Consider the following 17,626-nt stretch of genomic DNA (forward strand, 5'->3'; position numbering starts at 1 on the left):
CGGGCCGCCCATACCGGGGCAAGCCGGCCGCGGCCCATGACGTGGCTTGCGGCAGTGTCTCATATCCTCCGGAAGCCGACAGCCCATCCAAAGGTCTATTCCTCGTCGGCGCGGTGTCAGAACCGGCTATCGTCGACGCCAATCTGTTTCGGCACGAACCAGCGCACCTCGCGCAGGTCCTTTTCGATCAGTTCCTCCACCTTCAGCAGGGTGGCGAAGATCGCCATGCGCATGGGAATGCCGTTGTCGGTCTGGCGGAAGATCGCCAGGCGCGGGTCGCCGTTGAGGTCGACATTGAGATCGTTGGCACCGGGGCGACTATCGCGAGGCAGTGGGTGCATGACGATGGTGGTGGCGTTGCAGCGCGCTTCGAGGAAGGCGCGGTCGACACTGAAGTCTTGGGAAATGCCGTTGAAGCTCTCGCTCATCTCGTCGGTGAAGCGTTCCTTCTGGATGCGTGTGGTATAGATCACGTCCAGGTCCGAGAAATCACTGGCCAGGCTTTCGCGTTGCTCGACACGGTGGCCTCGGGAGGTGACCAGGTCGATCAAATGGCTGGGCATTTCCAGTCCCGGGGGCGATACCAGGGTGATACGCATAGGGTCGTAGAGCGACAGCAGCTTGATCAGCGAGTGCACGGTGCGTCCGTACTTGAGATCCCCGGTCAGCAGCAGGTGGGCACCGGCGAGTGACTTGCCGAGCCGGGTGAACTCCTTGTCGATGGTGTAGAGGTCGAGCAGGGCTTGGCTGGGGTGCTCGCCGGGACCATCGCCGCCGTTGATCACCGGCACATGGGTGGCGGCGGCGAATTCCGCCACCGACCCCTGCTCCGGATGGCGCATCACGATGGCGTCGCAGTAGCCACTCATCACCCTGCTGGTATCGTAGAGCGACTCGCCCTTGGCCATCGATGAAAAGGTGAAGCCGGTGGTATCGCAGACGCTGCCGCCCAGTCGGCAGAAAGCGGCATTGAAGCTGACCCGGGTGCGTGTGCTGGCCTCGAAGAACAGGTTGCCGAGCACGGCGCCTTCCAGCACCCGCGTGACCTTGCGTCGCTGGGCGATCGGTTCCATGCGGGAAGCGACGCGCAGCAGGTGATCGACCTGGTCACGGGACAGCGAATCGACGGACAGCAGATGGGGAGTCATCGAGGGCCTCGTAGTGCGGCAGTGAAATTGGCGTTAGTGTAACCGCCAATGCCTTGCGCATCACGGACCCTATAGGCAAATCGCCACGGTTCAATAGTCGTCCAGGGACGGCATCCGGCCACCGAGTTGAATGGTGATCTCGCGTGCCGCACGGCCGACCAGGCCGCCGAGTTCGGCCAGGCGTGATTCGGGAATCCGCGCCACTGGGCCGGAGACCGAAATCGCAGCCAGCGGGAGACCCTGTTCATCGTGGATCGAGGCCGCTACGCAGTGCAGCCCCACAGCATGCTCTTCGCGATCGCAGGCATAGCCCTGGCGGCGAATCTCGGCCAGCCCCTCGCGCAGGCGTGCCGGGGTGTCGATGGTGTTGTCGGTGACCCGTGGCAGGCCGCGCGCCTGGAGGATACGTTCGACCTCCTTGTCCGGCAGCCAGGCCAGCAGAGCCTTGCCGACGCCGGAGGCATGCATCGGGGCGCGTGAGCCTAGCCTAGTGATCATGCGCATCATTTGTGGGGATTCGCTCTGGGCCAGGAACACCGCCATACCATCGTCGCGGATGCCGAGGTTGGCCGACTCGCCGGTTTCATTGGTCAGCCGGCGCAGGAAGGGCCGGGCAGTGGCCACGAAGTCACGCGCTTCCAGGAATGTGTTGCCGATCTGGAACGTCTTGACACCGATCTTCCACAGGCCGAGTTCGGCATCCTGGGAAATGAACCCTTGCTTGTGCAGGGCCTGCAACAAGCGGTGGGTCGTGGAAGGCGCCAAGCCGACGATCTGGGCGATATCCGATAGGCCCAGACCGCCGGGAGCCGCGGCCAGTCCTTCGAGAATGTTGAGCCCGCGAACCAGCGATTGGCTGTGTCCGCCACTGCTTTTGCCTGGCCCGGCGGGACGCCCCACCGGCTTGCGTTTGGTCTCCGTCGTCACGCCTTCGTCTCCGTCACGCTCATGATGCCAACATGCGTTCGTTTTCAGGGCCATAGCATACACGCTCATGATCGCGCTGTCGTGGTAACGGAAAACGCTTCCATTTTATGTTTCGGCACGTTCCTCCAGCCGCAAACGGGCGATACGGTTGATCTGCTCGATGGCGGTGCGCCGCTCCTCGTCCGGTGAATTGTTCAGACGTCGTTCGAAGGCTGCCAGGATGGCATGGCGATCGTTGCCCTTAACCGCCATCACGAAAGGAAAGCCGAAACGGGCCTTGTAAGCCTCGTTCAATCGTTCGAAACGGGCCAGTTCCTCGGGGGTGCATTGGTCGAGCCCTGCGCCCGCCTGCTCGCGAGTGGAGTCATCGGTGAGACTGCCGGCCAGGGCGGCCTTGCCCGCGAGGTCGGGGTGGGCACGAATCACCTCGAGCTGTCGCTCGGGGCTCGCCGAGGCCAGTACCCGCCCCATGGCATCGGCGAGCCCTGCGGGGGTGTCCTGGGCAGTCGTCAGCCCCTCGTACCAGGTGTATTCGGCGACCCAAGGGGAGTGCTCGTAGATATCGCCGAAGCACGCGACGAAGGCGTCGCGGTCCAGGGTGCGCGGTGGGGGAGTCAGGATCTTGTTGTTCATGGCGTGAGCCTCCTGGCGTGATCGATTGAGATGTCTATGTATGGACACACTAACTGTATACAAAAAAATTTTGAAATGTACTCTTTTTCGAGCTAAAACTGTCTTCAATAGGATGTGATATAGCCTACACCATAACAACAGGAGAGACCCTATGGGACGCTTGACGACACACGTACTGGATACCGCCCGAGGGTGCCCGGGCCAGGGCATTCGGATCGAGGTCTTCCGCGTGGAAGACGAACACCGTGCGCGCCTGGGTGAGGTCATGACCAATGAGGATGGCCGCTGCGATGCACCAATTCTCGAAGGAGAGGCCTTTGCCCCTGGCGAATATGAATTGCTGTTCCACGTTGGCGAATACCTGGGGCGCCTGGGGGTGCCGGGGCACGATCCGCGCTTCCTGGACCGCATCCCACTGCGTTTCGGGGTGGCTGATGCCAGCGAGCATTATCATGTGCCGCTGCTGCTCTCGCCCTATGGCTATTCCACCTACCGGGGCAGCTAGGAGCTCTCAAACGTGATCTCCGGCCCTAGCCACCTTGACGACAGACAATAACCGCACAAGACGAGAGCCCAGTTATGGAAGCCTACCTCCTCGATTTCACCAACATGTTGCTGCGATGGCTGCACGTCATCGCAGCGATCGCCTGGATCGGTGAGTCGATCTATTTCGTGATGCTGGATAACAGCCTGAAAACACCCCAGGACGAAAGTGCCCGTAAGAAGGGTGTGTTCGGTGAAATGTGGGCCGTGCATGGCGGCGGCTTCTACCACAATCAAAAATATGCCACCAGCCCGGGAAAACTGCCTGCCGATCTGCATTGGTCGTTCTGGAAGTCATACACCACCTGGCTGTCGGGCTTCGCCCTGTTCGCCCTGCTGTACATGACCAGCCCCGAGGTCTATCTGGTCAATCCAAACAGTAGCTGGGAATGGGCCGCCAACATGACGGGCTGGCAAGCCAACATCGTGGCACTGGTGTTCCTGCTGCTGGGCTGGGTCGTCTACAACGAGCTGTGCAAGCGCATCAGCCCCAACATGGATCGTGACGGTATCCTGAGCCTGGCCGTTGCGGTGCTGATGGTAGTGGTCGCCTTCTTGAGTACGCAGCTCTTCTCGGGGCGCGCCGCCTTCCTGCTCACCGGCGCGGTGATGGCCACTGCCATGTCGGCCAACGTGTTCTTCTGGATCATTCCCGGCCAGCGGCGCATGGTCAAGGCAATGGAAGCCGGTGAAGAGCCCAATCCATTGGATGGCAAGCGCGGCAAGCAGCGTTCCGTGCACAACACCTACTTCACCCTGCCGGTGGTGTTGCTGATGCTGAGCAATCACTACTCGTTCATGTACAGCCATGAACTGTCGTGGGTCATCATGTCGCTGTTCATCTTCGCCGGCGCGTTGATCCGCCAGTTCTTCGTCGTGATGCACACCGGCAAGATCCAACCGGCATACCCGGCCGCGGGGGTGGCGTTGATTCTGCTCAGCGTCTGGCTGGCGGCACCTTCCAGCAGGCCGGCCTCGGATGCCATGGCCGCCACCGAAGGACCGACGCTGGGAGACGTGCATGCCATCGTCACCGAGCGCTGTGTGGCATGCCATTCACAACAACCGTCGCAGCCCGGCTTTTCTTCCGCGCCTGCCGGTGTGGTGTATGACACACAGGAACAACTGTTGCGGCAGATCACCAAGACCAAGCAGGTAGTGGATAGTGGCTACATGCCGTTGGGCAACATGACCAACATGACCGATGAAGAGCGTGATGTCATCGCTGCATGGTCGGAATGATGGGACTGGCGGGTCGTGGTCGTATCGATACGCGGAAAGCGTATACAATGAGGGAAGCGCTGAATAAACCGACGAGCATGGTCAAGCGCAAGGCGCCCGGAGCACAGGAACCGGAGCATATGGGGTATATGTGAGGCTTCCGCGCACCGCGCAACGCAGCGATTGATCTGCGCAGGCATTTATTCAGTGTTTCCTGAGGATATTCCTTGATGGATAGTCGTGGAGCAGTGCCGATCATGACCGAGCGAAAACCAGCGTCGCCCCCATTGCCGGCTCAAGCCGACAAGGCGCATGACCGACCCGCACGGCGGGGCAAGAATGGCGACGGCGCCGAGCGCCATGATGCGATCTACCGCTCGATCAGCGATGCCATCATCGAACACCGTCTGAAGCCCGGTGCGCGCCTGCGCGAAGACGCGCTATCCGAGGTGTTCGGCGTCAGCCGCACCGGGATTCGCAAGATCCTGCAGCGTCTGGCGCTGGAGCAATTGGTCACGTTGACACCACGCCGTGGCGCCAGCGTGACGCGGCCCACCGCCGATGAAGCCAAGGATGTCTTCGAGGCGCGTCAGATGGTGGAGTGCGGTTTGATGCCGGAGGTGGCACGGCGCATCACCGCGGCCGACGTCCGTGAGCTGCGCGATATGGCCAGCCGCGAACGCCGGGCGTTGCGCGCTGGCGAGCAGAGTGTCGCGATCAAGCTGTCGGCGGCCTTTCACGAGCGCCTGGCCAAGCTCTCAGGCAACGCCACGCTGGCTGAGTTCGTCGCTCGGTTGTGTTCGCGCTCTTCGCTGATCCTGGCCGTCTATGGCAGTGCTGGCCATCTGGGCTGCGAGTCGCATGACCACGACGAGTTGATCCGTTTTCTCGAGGAGGGCAACGGCGAACGTGCCAAGGCCTTCATGAGTCGTCACCTCAAGACCATCGAGTCATCGCTGTCGATCGTCGAGGAAGCCGACGAGGTCCCGGACCTGCATAGCATCTTTTCCGCCTGACCCCGGAAGCCCGGCTTTCCCTCATGGGCGAACATTGCAGCCCCCTCCAGGCACGCCATACTGAAGGCTAACGGTCGGCCTTGCGGGTGGATATTTGCCAGTGTCGATACCACCAGAGAACGCACCAGACGAGATTTCCCTGGATAGGGTCTACGAGGAGTACGTGCGGATCAGTGGGGTGTGCAACGACTATATCCACAAGTCGCTTGGCGATATCCGGCTGTTCGGCTCCATTGGCGCCCTGCTGGCATGGGATCCCCTGTCGCGGCTGTTCGAACTGGACGCCCGCCTTCAGCAGCCAGTGACCCCCGTCGGTTTCCTGATCTTGCTGCTGGTGATCGTGCTGGTAATGTTCTTCGACCTGCTCAAGCAGTCGATCTTCTTCTTTCATCTGCAGCGTATGCGCGAGTTGGAGCGAGTGCTCAACCGTGCCACTGGCGGCGAGGGTGAGTTGTTTCATCTCGCTGGCGGTTGGCCGGACTGGTTTCGCCGCCATCATGCCCCTGTGGCCAATGGGTTTTGGGGTGTCTTCTATCTGCTGGTGGTGGTGTTTCCGTCGATCATCCTTTATCTGCAGGGTTATGCCGGTTGGCTATTCGTCTACCTGCCGACCGCCGGGGTGTTGCTTGGCCTGCATGCTCGCTGTGCGTTTCGGGTTCTGAACTCGCTTGAACGCTAACATTCTTGGACATCAGCGATCGTGTCATGGGCGGGTGGATACCGCCGCCACCTTATGGTTGCGCATCAGGAAATAGTAGAACAGGCCGCCCAGCCCGGCGCCGATCAGCCAGGCATAGCCAGTCAGCGCCGCCAGCGTCGGGACCCACACCGAGGAGATCGAGAACAGCGCCGCCAATCCAAACGCCATCAGGGCTTTCTGGTTCCAGCCCTTGGCGTAGTAATAGGCACTGTCGGGTGACGAGGAAAACATCTGTTGGATATCCAGCCGCTGGTGCCTCACCAGGTAATAGTCGACCACGATGATGCCGTAGAAGGGGGCAATGATGGCCCCCAAGGCATTGACGAAGCCGGGCACGCCGATCTGGCTGATCACCGAGACCCACAGCGCACCGATGAAGAAGGCGACAATGGCCGTGATCAGGCCGCCGATCCGGAAACTGATCTTGCTGGGGAACAGGTTGGCCAGGTCGTAGGAGGGTGGGATGAAATTGGCGACCAGGTTGATGCCCACGGTGGCGGCGAAGAAGGTCAGCGCCGCGACGATGGTCAGCGGCAGTGAATCGACGCGCTCGACGATATCCGCCGGATTGGTCAGGGCATCGCCGAACAGCACCAGGGTGCCGGCGGTGATGATCAGCGCGATAAAGGAGAAGAAGGCCACGTTGAGCGGCAGGCCGAGCAGGTTGCCGAGCTTCATCTCGCGTTCGCTGCGCACGAAGCGCGAGAAGTCACCGAAGTTGATCACCACCGCGGCGAAGTAGGCGACCATGGTGCCGACAATGGCCAGGAAGGCGGCGATGGAACTGCCGGAGTGCTCGCCCGAGGCGCTGAAGATGGTGGCGACGGCGGGAATCAGCTCGCTGCCGGCCTGGACCCAGACGACGATCATCAAGGCCACCATCACCAGATAGACCAAGGGGCCGGCCCAGTTGAGGAAGTGCTTGATGCGGTCGATGCCCTGCCAGAAGATCGCGATCTGGAACACCCACACGATCACGAAGGACACCCAGGCCACGCCCGACAGCCCCAGGAACGTGCTGCCGTCGCCGGCGCCGAACAAGGCCGTGATCAATAGCGCGACCGCGGTGGAGGCGAAGTAGGTCTGCACGCCGTACCAGAAGATACCGATGATCGCGCGCAGCATGGCCGGCAGGTTGGCCCCGCGCACCCCCATGCTGGCGCGGATCATCACCGGAAAGGGAACCCCATATTTGACGCTGGGCTTGCCGGTCAGGTTGACCAGGTACATCACGATGACGCCGGCCAGGATGATGGCGGCCATCACCGCCCAGCCGTTCAGGCCGTAAGTCAGGAACAGCGAGGCCGCCAGGGTATAGCCGAACAGGCTTTGAATGTCGTTCGACCACACGTTGAAGATCTCGAACCAGCCCCAGGAGCGCTTGCTGTGCGGTATCGGGGCCAGGTCCTCGTTATAGAGCGTTGTGTCGATGCTCTTGATTTCCAGTTCGCCGTCCATACTGAAGCGCTTCCTGTGCTGAAAAGTTGTGCCGCTGTTTCAGCATAAGATAGCTAGGGTAAATCTGCCTGCGATGAAGATTGTGTCGCGAAAGATGTCGACCGACACGATTCCCCGGGCCATTGGCCCGGGGAATCGTGTTCAGGATATGGAGGGGATTGTCCTACGGCTGGGTTGAGGCAATCGCCACCTTATGGCTGCGCATCAGGAAATGGTAGAACAGGCCGCCAAGCCCGGCGCCGATCAGCCAGCCGTACCCATTCAGGTCACTGAGGGTGGGGATCAGCACGGTGGAGATGGAGAACAGCGCCGCCATGCCGAAAGCCGCCAGGGCCTTGCTATTCCAGCCTTTGACATAGTGGTAGGCGCCAGCCGGATCGGAAGAGAACAACTGCTCCATGTCCAGGTGTTGACGCTTCACCAGATAGTAGTCGACCACGATGATGCCGTAGAAGGGCGCGACGATGGCCCCCAGAGCATTGACGAAGCCGGGCACGCCGATCTGGCTGATCACCGAGACCCACAGCGCGCCGACGAAGAAGGCAATGATCGCCGTGATCAGCCCCCCCATCTTGAAGCTGATCTTGCTGGGGAAGAGGTTGGCCAAGTCGTAGGCCGGCGGAATGAAGTTGGCGACCAGGTTGATGCCCACGGTGGCAGCGAAGAAGGTCAGCGCCGCGACGATGGTCAGCGGCAGTGAATCGACGCGCTCGACGATATCCGCCGGATTGGTCAGAGCCTCGCCGAATAGCACCAGAGTGCCGGCGGTAATGATCAGCGCGATAAAGGAGAAGAAGGCCACGTTGAGCGGCAGGCCGAGCAGGTTGCCGAGCTTCATCTCGCGTTCGCTGCGCACGAAGCGGGTGAAGTCGCCGAAATTGATCACCACCGCGGCGAAGTAGGCGACCATGGTACCGACGATGGCCAGGAAGGCGGCAATGGAACTGCCGGAGTGCTCGCCCGAGGCGCTGAATATGGTGGCGACGGCGGGCAGCAGCTCATCACCGGCCTGGACCCACACCACAATCATCAACGCCACCATCACCAGGTAGACCAAGGGGCCGGCCCAGTTGAGGAAGTGCTTGATGCGGTCGATGCCTTGCCAGAAGATCGCGATCTGGAACACCCATACGATCACGAACGATACCCAGGCCACGCCCGACAGCCCCAGGAACGTGCTGCCGTCGCCGGCGCCGAACAAGGCCGTGATCAATAGCGCGACCGCGGTGGAGGCGAAGTAGGTCTGCACCCCGTACCAGAAGATGCCGATGATCGCGCGCAGCATGGCGGGAAAGTTGGCGCCGCGCACCCCCATGCTGGCGCGGATCATCACCGGGAAGGGAATGCCGTACTTGACGCTGGGCTTGCCGGTCAGGTTGACCAGGTACATCACGATGACGCCGGCCAGGATGATGGCCGCCATCACCGCCCAGCCGTTCAGGCCGTAGGTCAGGAACAGCGATGCTGCCAGGGTATAGCCGAACAGGCTTTGAATGTCGTTCGACCACACGTTGAAGATCTCGAACCAGCCCCAGGAGCGCTTGCTGTGCGGTATCGGGGCCAGGTCCTCATTATAGAGCGTTGTGTCGATGCTCTGGATATCCAGGTCGCTATCTTTCATCGGGTTCACCATTGTGCTTGTTGTGGTGGGCCTGGCCTGCCCGGCGAGACCAGGCAGGCCGAGTCGATCAGCTACGGAAGCGCTGGCAGGGGGCCCAGTGCTGCATCAGCAGATAGTAGGTGACACCGGCCGGGATCAGGCTGGCGTACCAGGACACCGCGGAGAAGCTCAGTGCGGCGACGATGCCGATGGCAGTGGCGATCAAGGCGGCGTAGTTGACGCCGCGGTAGGGCCCTTGCTCGTCATACAGCTTGGCAAGGTCCAGGGTACGGCGACGAATGATGTAGTAGTCGACCACCAGGATGGCGAAGATCGGACCCAGGAACGCCGAGTAGGTCTGCACGAAGAGCTGCAGGCCGGCGGCGGACTCGGGCTGGACCAGCTTCCAGGGGAAGGTGGCGAAGGCCAGCAGGCCGACGATCACGGTGGCGATCGGGAACTTCATCTTGAACACGTCCATCAGCACGTAGGTCGGCGGTACCACGTTGTTGAGCACGTTGGTGGTGACCTGGGCGAAGGCGATGAACAGCAGGGTGGTCATCAGCAGCGGGGTGTTGTCGACGGCGTTGGCGAATACCTGGATGGGGTCGGCGGTGCCGGTGGCCTCGGAGACCATGAAACCGATCAGGCCCATGAACAGGGTGCAGGGCAGGATCGACATGGCGTAGATGGTGGTCAGGATGCCCGGTCCGGTGCCGTGCTTGTGCTCACGGGAGTAGTCGCTGACGTTGAGCATCATGGTGCTGTAGATACCCAGGAACAGCATGGTGGCGCCCCAGAAGGGCAGGCCCCAGGAGCCTTCCATGGTCAGCAGGCTGGCCGACAGCTCGTCGCCGTAGCGCTGCACCGTGGCATAGAACATGTAGGTCAGCGAGGCGAGGATGAAAGCGCTGCCGATGTTCTCCAGCCACTTGATGCCCTGGAAGCCCATCACCGACAGGCCGATCTGCAGGAACTGGAAGGTGATGAAGTAGAACACCAGGTTATCGAAGCCGAACAGGGTGGCCGAGACCATGTTCAGGGCGCCGGCACCGATCCAACTCTGGAAGCCGTACCACACGATGGCCGGCACGGCGCGTACCAGTCCCGGGACGCGGGTACCTGCGAAGCCGAAGGCGCTGCGCGCCTGGACCATGAAGGGGATGCCGTACTTGTAGCCGGCGGCACCATTGATGGCGAGCGCGATACCGATCACGAAGCAGCCGATGGCGATCGCCAGGGTCGCCTGGATCAGGTTCAGCGTGCCGACCACGCTGGAGCCCATGGCGAAGGTGCCGATCGAGACGCAGCCGCCGAACCAGGCCAGGAAGTAGGAGGCCCGGCCCATGATGCGGGTCTGCTGGGGCGCCAGGGATTCGTCCCCGGGAGCCTTGGATATGGTGTTGTCGGGTTGGCCGGCCAGGGTGGCTTGGGCCTGGAGTGGCTCATGACTCATGATGCTTTCCTCGCAAGGGTTGAATGAATTGTTGTTGTCTGTCCGGCCTGATGGCCGGAAGGTGGCTCTTGCGGCGTGCTCGTGTTGTTGGTGTCGTTGGTTTCCTGAGTATCGTTATCCTTTACTCCCGTCCTGGAGGTCGAGGTGTGACAGGTGCTCGTAACGTCCGCTGAAGGGTTTCGGTCGAGGAAAGGCCAGGTCGCCATACTTGCTGGTCTCAAGGCCCAGTCCAGCTAGCGCCTCGGCCAGCTTGACGGCGGCGGTGACACCCTCGACCACGGGCAGTCCCACGGCGTCGCGAATCTGGCCGGTCAGCTTGGCCATGCCGCCACAACCCAGCACGATAGCGCCGATGTTGTCCTCCTCTTTGGCGCGACGGCATTCGGCGATCACGCGATCCAGCGCTGCATCGGCGTTCTCCTCCAGATCGAGCACCGGGATCTCCGCGGCACGTACTCGCCGGCAGTGATGGCGGAAACCGTACTGGTCCAGCAGGTGCTCGGCGATGATCCCGGTGCGCCCCAGGGTCGTAACGATCGAAAAGCGTGTGCTGATCAGGCTGGCCATGTGGAAGGCCGCTTCGGCGATACCGACTACCGGCGCGCGCGTCAGCTCACGCGCCGCCTGTAGCCCAGGATCACCGAAGCAGGCGATGACATAGGCATCGACTCGCTCGCGTTCTCCGGCCAAGACTTCTTCCAGGACGCCTACGGCGCTGATGGCCTCGTCGAAGTGACTCTCGATGGAAACGGGGCCATGCGCTGGTTGTGTGGCGGTGATACGTGTGCCGGGCGCGGCGATATCGCGAGCCGCCTCGCCGATCGTCGCCGTCATGTCGGCGGTGGTATTGGGATTGATGACGCGAATATGCATCGCCTGTCGTGCTCCTGATGTGCCGATTCATTGTTGTGGACAAAAGAATTTGTCTTTGTACACAAAATAGGCGATGGCTTTTACCAGTGCAAGGGGAAAGTGGCGTTTAGTGAGATCTATGTTTTGTTCTATAAAATCAAGATGATATGCGATATTTTTAGGTGTCGTGTAGAATTTGCCCCTATGTGCCAACCAATTGTCGCTAGTTTTTCTCTAGTTTTGTCACCATTTCATATTTATTTTTGTATACAGTTTGTGTGTCATGCCTTTTCTGAGCGGAAAGCGCTGGCGGGGTTGAGCCTCATCATCACGGCCCAAGCCCGTGGCCGAGAGGGTCGTGGTGAGGTCATGGCAAAGGTTGGGGCGCTGGCTGCCCTGGTTTTCTCCAACCCGGCTTGCAAGGGGAGTGGATACATCCTATCTTTTCTTTGTATACATAGTGATGATTGTTCAGCCACAAGAAAACAAGAAGGAAACCGCCATGAGCTCGATATCCAATGATGCCTATCCTCGCGATCTGATCGGTTACAGCCGTACCCCTCCTCAGGCCAACTGGCCGGGTCAGGCGCGTATCGCCGTGCAGTTCGTCCTTAACTACGAAGAGGGCGGCGAGAACTGCGTGTTGCATGGCGATGCCGGGTCCGAGCAGTTTCTCTCCGAGATCATCGGCGCAGCCTCCTACCCCGACCGTCATTTGAGCATGGAGTCGATCTACGAGTACGGCTCCCGAGCCGGCGTGTGGCGTATCCTGCGCGAGTTCGAACGTCGTGGCTTGCCACTAACGGTATTCGGCGTGGCCATGGCCCTAGAGCGTCATCCCGAGGTGGCCCACGCCTTCAAGGAGTTGGGTCACGAGATCGCCTGTCATGGCTACCGCTGGATCCACTATCAGGAAGTGCCGGAGCACATCGAACGCGAGCACATGCGACGTGCCATGGAAATCTTCCAGAACCTCTACGGGGAAAAGCCGCTGGGCTGGTACACGGGTCGCGACAGTCCCAATACCCGCCGGCTGGTGCTCGACGAGGGTTCCTTCCTCTATGACAGCGACTATTACGGCGACGACCTGCCGTTCTGGACTCGCGCGGCGGACAGCCAGGGCGAACTGCACGACCACCTGATCGTGCCCTATACCCTGGACAGTAACGACATGCGCTTCGCCGCCCCTCAGGGTTTCAACACCGCGGACCATTTCTTCAACTACCTGCGCGACGCCTTCGACGTGCTCTATGCGGAGGGTGAAGAGACACCCAAGATGCTCTCGGTGGGCATGCACTGCCGGCTACTCGGCCGCCCCGGTCGTTTCCGTGCCTTGCAGCGCTTTCTCGATCACATCGAGGCTCATGACCGGGTGTGGGTCACGCGTCGCGTGGACATCGCCCGCCACTGGGCCGAGCATCATCCCGCGCCATCGGCACGTTGAAGCAGGTTGCGGGAGGCATTGACGATCCGCAGATGCGTCGTGCCCAACCGGCTTGGGCATGACGTTCTGGCTTGTCTTGCAAACCGAACACCTCCCCGCCTCAAGGCCTTTGTGAAAGCACTATCCAATTTCCGTTGTGGGGTGGGTGAAACTATCCATTCCGCGATGGCTTCTCTCTATAACGCTAAAGAAGCATCCTCCACGGCCGACAACCTATGTGTGGTTCGATTCACACATACATAGGGACATGCTACATGTTGCGCCGAATAAGTCTCCACACGGCCGTGATCGCGGCTCTTGCCTGTTTCGCCCTGTTCGTAGGCACCATTTCCATCCTGGCAGCCATCAGTGACCGGCATGCCAATGCAGCGCTGGAGCGTACTCACTTCTACGACCGGCTGCGAACGGATAATTCCATGGCGGGGGTCATCTGGCTGGATGCTCGGGTGCGCCTCGAAATCGCTGCCGATTACATCGAGCAGGGGCGCACAGTAGAGGCGGACCGGCAACTGGAGATCGTCGCGAACGCCGCGGAGCAGGTAAAAACACTCTTGGACGGCCTGATGGCCGCCCCCCTGGAGGCGGAACGAGGTGAGTCCCTGAGGCAGGAGATGGCGGCTGATTATGCAGCAACGCAGTCGCTGATGCCGCGCATGCGTGAAGCGCTGGAGCAGCGTGACATACCAACCTTCAGGGTCTTGCGCAACGAATTGACTGGGGTGACGGATGCCCTTGCCGTAAGCGCCACAGACTTCTCGGAATATTTGAACTCGTTGTCCGAGATAATGATCGATCAATACGATGCAGAGGGCGATCTTTACGCCTGGATAGACCTCGGCATGATCTTGTTGGCGGCGCTGGTATTGGCTCTATTCTACGTAGGACTGAGAAGGGTCGTCATCCAGCCGGTCGCCCAAGCGGTCGCTGTGGTGAATCGCATGGCCGAAGGCGAACTGTCACACAAGATCGTCACCACCAGCGAGAACGAAATCGGCAAGTTGCTCAACGCCTTGTGCCAGATGCGACTGCGGTTGGTCGACATGATCGGCACGGTGCGAGAGGGCAGTGGTGCGATCCTGGTGGGGAGTCAGGAAATCGCCAGTGGCAATGCCGACTTGTCCTCTCGCACCGACCAGCAAGCGGCAGCGCTCGAGGAGACGGCGGCGAGCATGGAGCAGTTGACCGCCACCGTGGAGCAGAATGCCGACAATGCCCTGCAAGCCAGTGGGCTGGCCCAGGAGGCCACGAGCACTGCCGAGCATGGTGGCGAGGTGGTGCAGCAAGTGATCACCACCATGCGCGACATTTCCGAGGGTTCGCGGAAAGTTGCCGACATCACCGGCTTGATCGACTCCATTGCCTTTCAAACCAACATCCTGGCGCTCAATGCTTCCGTGGAAGCCGCCCGGGCCGGAGAACAAGGGCGAGGCTTCGCCGTGGTGGCGGGAGAGGTCCGTAACCTCGCCGGGCGTTCGGCAACGGCCGCCAATGAGATCAAGGAGTTGATCGAACACTCCGTCGGGCAGGTCAGTCGAGGTTCCGCGCTGGTGGAGGACGCCGGCAAGACCATGCGAGAGGTCGTCATGGCGGTCAAACGTGTCACCGACATCATGGATGAGATTTCCTCCGCGTCTCAGGAGCAGAGCGCTGGCATCGACCAGGTCAATCAGGCAGTGGGCCAGATGGACGGGGTTACGCAGAGGAACGCCGCACTGGTCAAGCAAGCGGCTGCCGCGGCCGCTTCTCTTGAGGGCCAGGCTCAACACCTGGAGCAGGTGGTGGCGGTATTTCGGTTGAACGAACACGAAGTGCAGGCCAGGCGGGGGCTTTCCTCGCAGCCAGCGATGACGCCAGACCGGCCAAGCTCCAAAGAGGAAGAGCCATCTCCGGCCTCCCGCGCCGCAGCACTGCCGTCTGCGTCCGGTACCACCACGAAGACTTCCACCGAGGAAGAGTGGCTGGAATTCTGATGTGCATTGGAGCTTTTCGCTCCTTGAAGCACCGAGAACCGGATGTTCTGGAAACGGCGAACCCATGACTCGATCCAATAACGACGGCAAGCCATTGCAGCGCTCCCTCCTGATGACGGATATCACCGAGCGTACACAAGTGGAACGGAATCCCATTGACGCGCTTGAGCTGGCTGAGGGGATTATCAATGCCATCCCCGACGTTCTGTTCGAGGTGGACCGGGATGGCAGGTACCTGAATGTCTGGACGAAGAACCCGGAATTGCTGGCAGCGCCGAAGGAGGAACTGCTGGGCAAGACAGTCCACGAGGTGCTTCCACCCGAGCAGGCCGTCGATGCGCTGAAGGCCATCATGGAGGCCGACGAAAAAGGGGTGTCTTACGGCAATGTCATCGGCATCCCCCAGCAGGACGGCGAGCACCTCTGGTTCGAGCACTCCCTGGCAAAAAAGCGCGGCGAACAGCCGTCCGAAGACACATTCCTGGTATTGTCGCGCGACATCACCGAGCGCAAGCAAGTGGAACACGCCCTTGGCGAGGTGCGTACACGCCTGCTCAGCGTGGTTCAAGCCATTCCCGACATGGTATGGCTGAAGGACTTGGACGGCATCTTTCTGTTTTGCAACCAGGCGTTCGAGCAGGCAGTGGGACAACGGGAAGCCGAGATCATCGGAGGAACGGATTACGACCTGTTCGAGCCCGGGGAGGCCGCTTGCTGTCGCGAGACTGATCGGGCCGCGATGGCGGCCGGGCGCCTCTGTATTGACGAGGAATGGATCACACATCGCTGCACCGGCCAGCGTGTCTTGTTGGAAACGCGTAAGGTTCCGGTATTCGACGCGGACGGCAGGATGACCGGGGTGCTCGGCGTCGGCTGTGATATCACCGAGCGCAGGCGCATGGAGGAGTCGCTTGCCGCGCGTGAGCGAGAATTCCGTACCCTGGTCGAAAATTCTCCCGACATGGTGGCGCGTTACGATCGCGACCTGCGGCGCCTGTATGTCAATCCGGCTTTCGCCGCGGTACTGGCAGGGGGGGACACGACCGCATTGCTCGGCAAGACGCCTTCGGAAAGTCCGGGCGGGTCGTATGTCGCCATCTACGAACAGAACATGCGTGAGGTGTTCGAGACCGCGAACGGCCGCGAATTCGAATTGACGTGGAAAAACAGAAGTGGCCTCGAACTCTGTCATCTGGTCCGCATGACCCCGGAATTCGCTGAAGATGGCAGTGTGGAAAGCGTCCTCATCGTTGGGCGCGATATCACCGAATTGAGCGCTTCACGCCAGAAGATCCATCAGATGGCCTTTTACGATCCGCTCACGTCGCTGCCGAATCGAGCGCTGTTCAACGACCGCCTGCGACAGATGATTGCCGATGCCTCGTGGCATGGCCAGATGGCGGGTGTGATGCTGATCGATATGGATCAGTTCAAGGCCGTCAACGACACCATGGGTCACTCCGTCGGCGATGAGCTGTTGCGTGAGGCGGCGGCGCGACTCAGTGCATGCGTGCGCAGTTATGACACCGTGGCGCGCCTCGGTGGCGACGAGTTTGCCATCCTGCTGCCGGAAATCCGTCACGTTGACGATCTCGCCCGCATCGCCGACAAGGTGCTCGGCAAGTTCGGCGACCACTTCCTGTTGGATGGCAGAGAGGTCTTTATGTCGTGCAGTATCGGCATTGCGGTATACCCCGATGACAGCAGCGATGCCGACGATCTGGTGAGATATGCGGATTCGGCGATGTATCTCGCCAAACGCAGTGGACGCAACAACTTCCGTTACTACTCGAAGGACCTGACGGCCAGCGCCAAGGAGCGCCTGACCCTGGAGTCGGAACTGCGCCGCGCCGCCGAACGCATGGAACTCGAACTGCATTACCAGCCCAAGGTGTCGCTGAGCGACGGGATGATGATCGGGTCGGAAGCCTTGCTGAGATGGTGTCATCCTCGGCTCGGCATGGTGCCGCCCACTCAGTTCATCCAGATCGCCGAGGATACCGGGCTGATCGTCGACCTGGGCCAATGGGTGCTGCGCGAGGCCTGCCGAATGGCAGCCAAATGGAACGCGGAAGGAAAGCCTCCTCACAAGGTGGCGATCAACCTGTCGGCCAAGCAGTTCCAGTCCCAGAATCTGGCCGGGGCGGTGGCCGATATCCTGAACGACACTGACTGCCGTCCCGAATGGATAGAACTCGAAATCACCGAAAGTCTCCTGCTCGACGATAATGGCAAGACACTGGATACGCTTTCGGCATTCAGGTCCATGGGCGTTTCCATCGCCATCGACGACTTCGGCACCGGCTATTCGGCGCTGAGCTATCTGACACGATTCCCCATCGATACGTTGAAGATCGACCGCTCGTTCATCCAAAGCGTTATCACCGACCATTACGGGGCCGAACTCGTGAAAGCCATCCTGTCCATCGCGCGTAGCCTTGGTCAGGAGGTAGTGGCGGAAGGTGTCGAAACGGTCGAACAGGCGGCCTTCCTGGCGGCCCACGGCTGTCAGTTAGCGCAAGGATTCCTCTACAGCAAGCCATTGCCGGAGGCAGAGCTCGCCTCGTTGCCGCAGCATTTCCATGTTAGCCATTCGGCTGCAATGATGGCCAAACCGGAATGTTGAGCATGTCAGTGCTCACCTCTTGGAAGCGCCAT

The 17,626-nt window shown here is 60.8% G+C and carries 14 protein-coding genes; 7 read left to right on the forward strand and 7 right to left on the reverse strand.

All coding sequences use genetic code 11. The features are described 5' to 3' along the window. Positions 1 to 116 precede the first annotated feature (116 nt). The 3 genes from IE093_RS04620 to uraD all read right to left on the reverse strand — a co-directional run bounded on the left by IE093_RS04620 (position 117) and on the right by uraD (position 2,708). The gene (locus IE093_RS04620; protein WP_189466662.1) at positions 117 to 1,148 is read right to left on the reverse strand and encodes an aspartate carbamoyltransferase; all 1,032 of its coding nucleotides are present in this window, start codon (positions 1,146 to 1,148) and stop codon (positions 117 to 119) included. 90 nt (positions 1,149 to 1,238) lie between these two features. Next, complete coding sequence (locus tag IE093_RS04625) at positions 1,239 to 2,075, reverse strand: IclR family transcriptional regulator (RefSeq protein WP_229803237.1); 837 nt, start codon at positions 2,073 to 2,075, stop codon at positions 1,239 to 1,241. A gap of 105 nt (positions 2,076 to 2,180) precedes the next feature. After that, positions 2,181 to 2,708 (reverse strand): 2-oxo-4-hydroxy-4-carboxy-5-ureidoimidazoline decarboxylase, encoded by a 528-nt coding sequence (gene uraD / locus IE093_RS04630; RefSeq protein WP_189466664.1) that lies wholly within the window; start codon positions 2,706 to 2,708, stop codon positions 2,181 to 2,183. Positions 2,709 to 2,859: 151 nt separating this feature from the next. On the opposite strand from uraD, the gene uraH reads away from it, so the two are divergent. The 4 genes from uraH (at position 2,860) to IE093_RS04650 (ending at position 6,167) form a co-directional block, all read left to right on the forward strand. Beyond that, positions 2,860 to 3,213: a hydroxyisourate hydrolase gene (gene uraH, locus IE093_RS04635; protein ID WP_189466666.1), complete on the forward strand. Its 354-nt coding sequence runs from the start codon at positions 2,860 to 2,862 to the stop codon at positions 3,211 to 3,213. A gap of 74 nt (positions 3,214 to 3,287) precedes the next feature. Beyond that, complete coding sequence (locus IE093_RS04640; RefSeq protein WP_189466668.1) at positions 3,288 to 4,493, forward strand: urate hydroxylase PuuD; 1,206 nt, start codon at positions 3,288 to 3,290, stop codon at positions 4,491 to 4,493. 236 nt (positions 4,494 to 4,729) lie between these two features. Beyond that, entirely contained in the window at positions 4,730 to 5,488 is a 759-nt protein-coding gene (locus tag IE093_RS04645) for a GntR family transcriptional regulator (RefSeq protein ID WP_189466998.1), read from the forward strand. A gap of 100 nt (positions 5,489 to 5,588) precedes the next feature. After that, complete coding sequence (locus tag IE093_RS04650) at positions 5,589 to 6,167, forward strand: hypothetical protein (RefSeq protein ID WP_189466670.1); 579 nt, start codon at positions 5,589 to 5,591, stop codon at positions 6,165 to 6,167. A gap of 24 nt (positions 6,168 to 6,191) precedes the next feature. Here IE093_RS04650 and IE093_RS04655 read toward each other — a convergent pair whose 3' ends face one another. From IE093_RS04655 to IE093_RS04670, 4 genes are all read right to left on the reverse strand, one after another. Beyond that, the gene (locus IE093_RS04655; protein ID WP_189466672.1) at positions 6,192 to 7,646 is read right to left on the reverse strand and encodes an NCS1 family nucleobase:cation symporter-1; all 1,455 of its coding nucleotides are present in this window, start codon (positions 7,644 to 7,646) and stop codon (positions 6,192 to 6,194) included. A gap of 163 nt (positions 7,647 to 7,809) precedes the next feature. Next, a complete protein-coding gene (locus IE093_RS04660) occupies positions 7,810 to 9,267 on the reverse strand; it encodes an NCS1 family nucleobase:cation symporter-1 (RefSeq protein ID WP_189466674.1) in 1,458 nt (485 codons plus the stop codon). A 67-nt stretch (positions 9,268 to 9,334) separates the two neighbouring features. Further along, a complete protein-coding gene (locus IE093_RS04665; protein ID WP_189466676.1) occupies positions 9,335 to 10,702 on the reverse strand; it encodes an NCS1 family transporter in 1,368 nt (455 codons plus the stop codon). Positions 10,703 to 10,816: 114 nt separating this feature from the next. Then, positions 10,817 to 11,575 carry an aspartate/glutamate racemase family protein gene (locus IE093_RS04670; protein WP_189466678.1) on the reverse strand — a complete coding sequence of 253 codons (759 nt, stop codon included), beginning with the start codon at positions 11,573 to 11,575 and terminating at the stop codon, positions 10,817 to 10,819. Between the two features lie 481 nt (positions 11,576 to 12,056). On the opposite strand from IE093_RS04670, the gene puuE reads away from it, so the two are divergent. The 3 genes from puuE (at position 12,057) to IE093_RS04685 (ending at position 17,594) form a co-directional block, all read left to right on the forward strand. Next, a complete protein-coding gene (gene puuE, locus IE093_RS04675) occupies positions 12,057 to 12,998 on the forward strand; it encodes an allantoinase PuuE (RefSeq protein ID WP_189466680.1) in 942 nt (313 codons plus the stop codon). A 254-nt stretch (positions 12,999 to 13,252) separates the two neighbouring features. After that, on the forward strand, positions 13,253 to 14,968 hold the full coding sequence (locus tag IE093_RS22745) for a methyl-accepting chemotaxis protein (protein WP_189466682.1): 1,716 nt from the start codon (positions 13,253 to 13,255) through the stop codon (positions 14,966 to 14,968). Between the two features lie 64 nt (positions 14,969 to 15,032). After that, complete coding sequence (locus IE093_RS04685) at positions 15,033 to 17,594, forward strand: sensor domain-containing protein (RefSeq protein WP_189466683.1); 2,562 nt, start codon at positions 15,033 to 15,035, stop codon at positions 17,592 to 17,594. Positions 17,595 to 17,626: the final 32 nt, after the last annotated feature.

Source organism: Litchfieldella qijiaojingensis (genome assembly GCF_014651875.1).
GTDB classification, from domain to species: Bacteria; Pseudomonadota; Gammaproteobacteria; order Pseudomonadales; family Halomonadaceae; genus Litchfieldella; species Litchfieldella qijiaojingensis.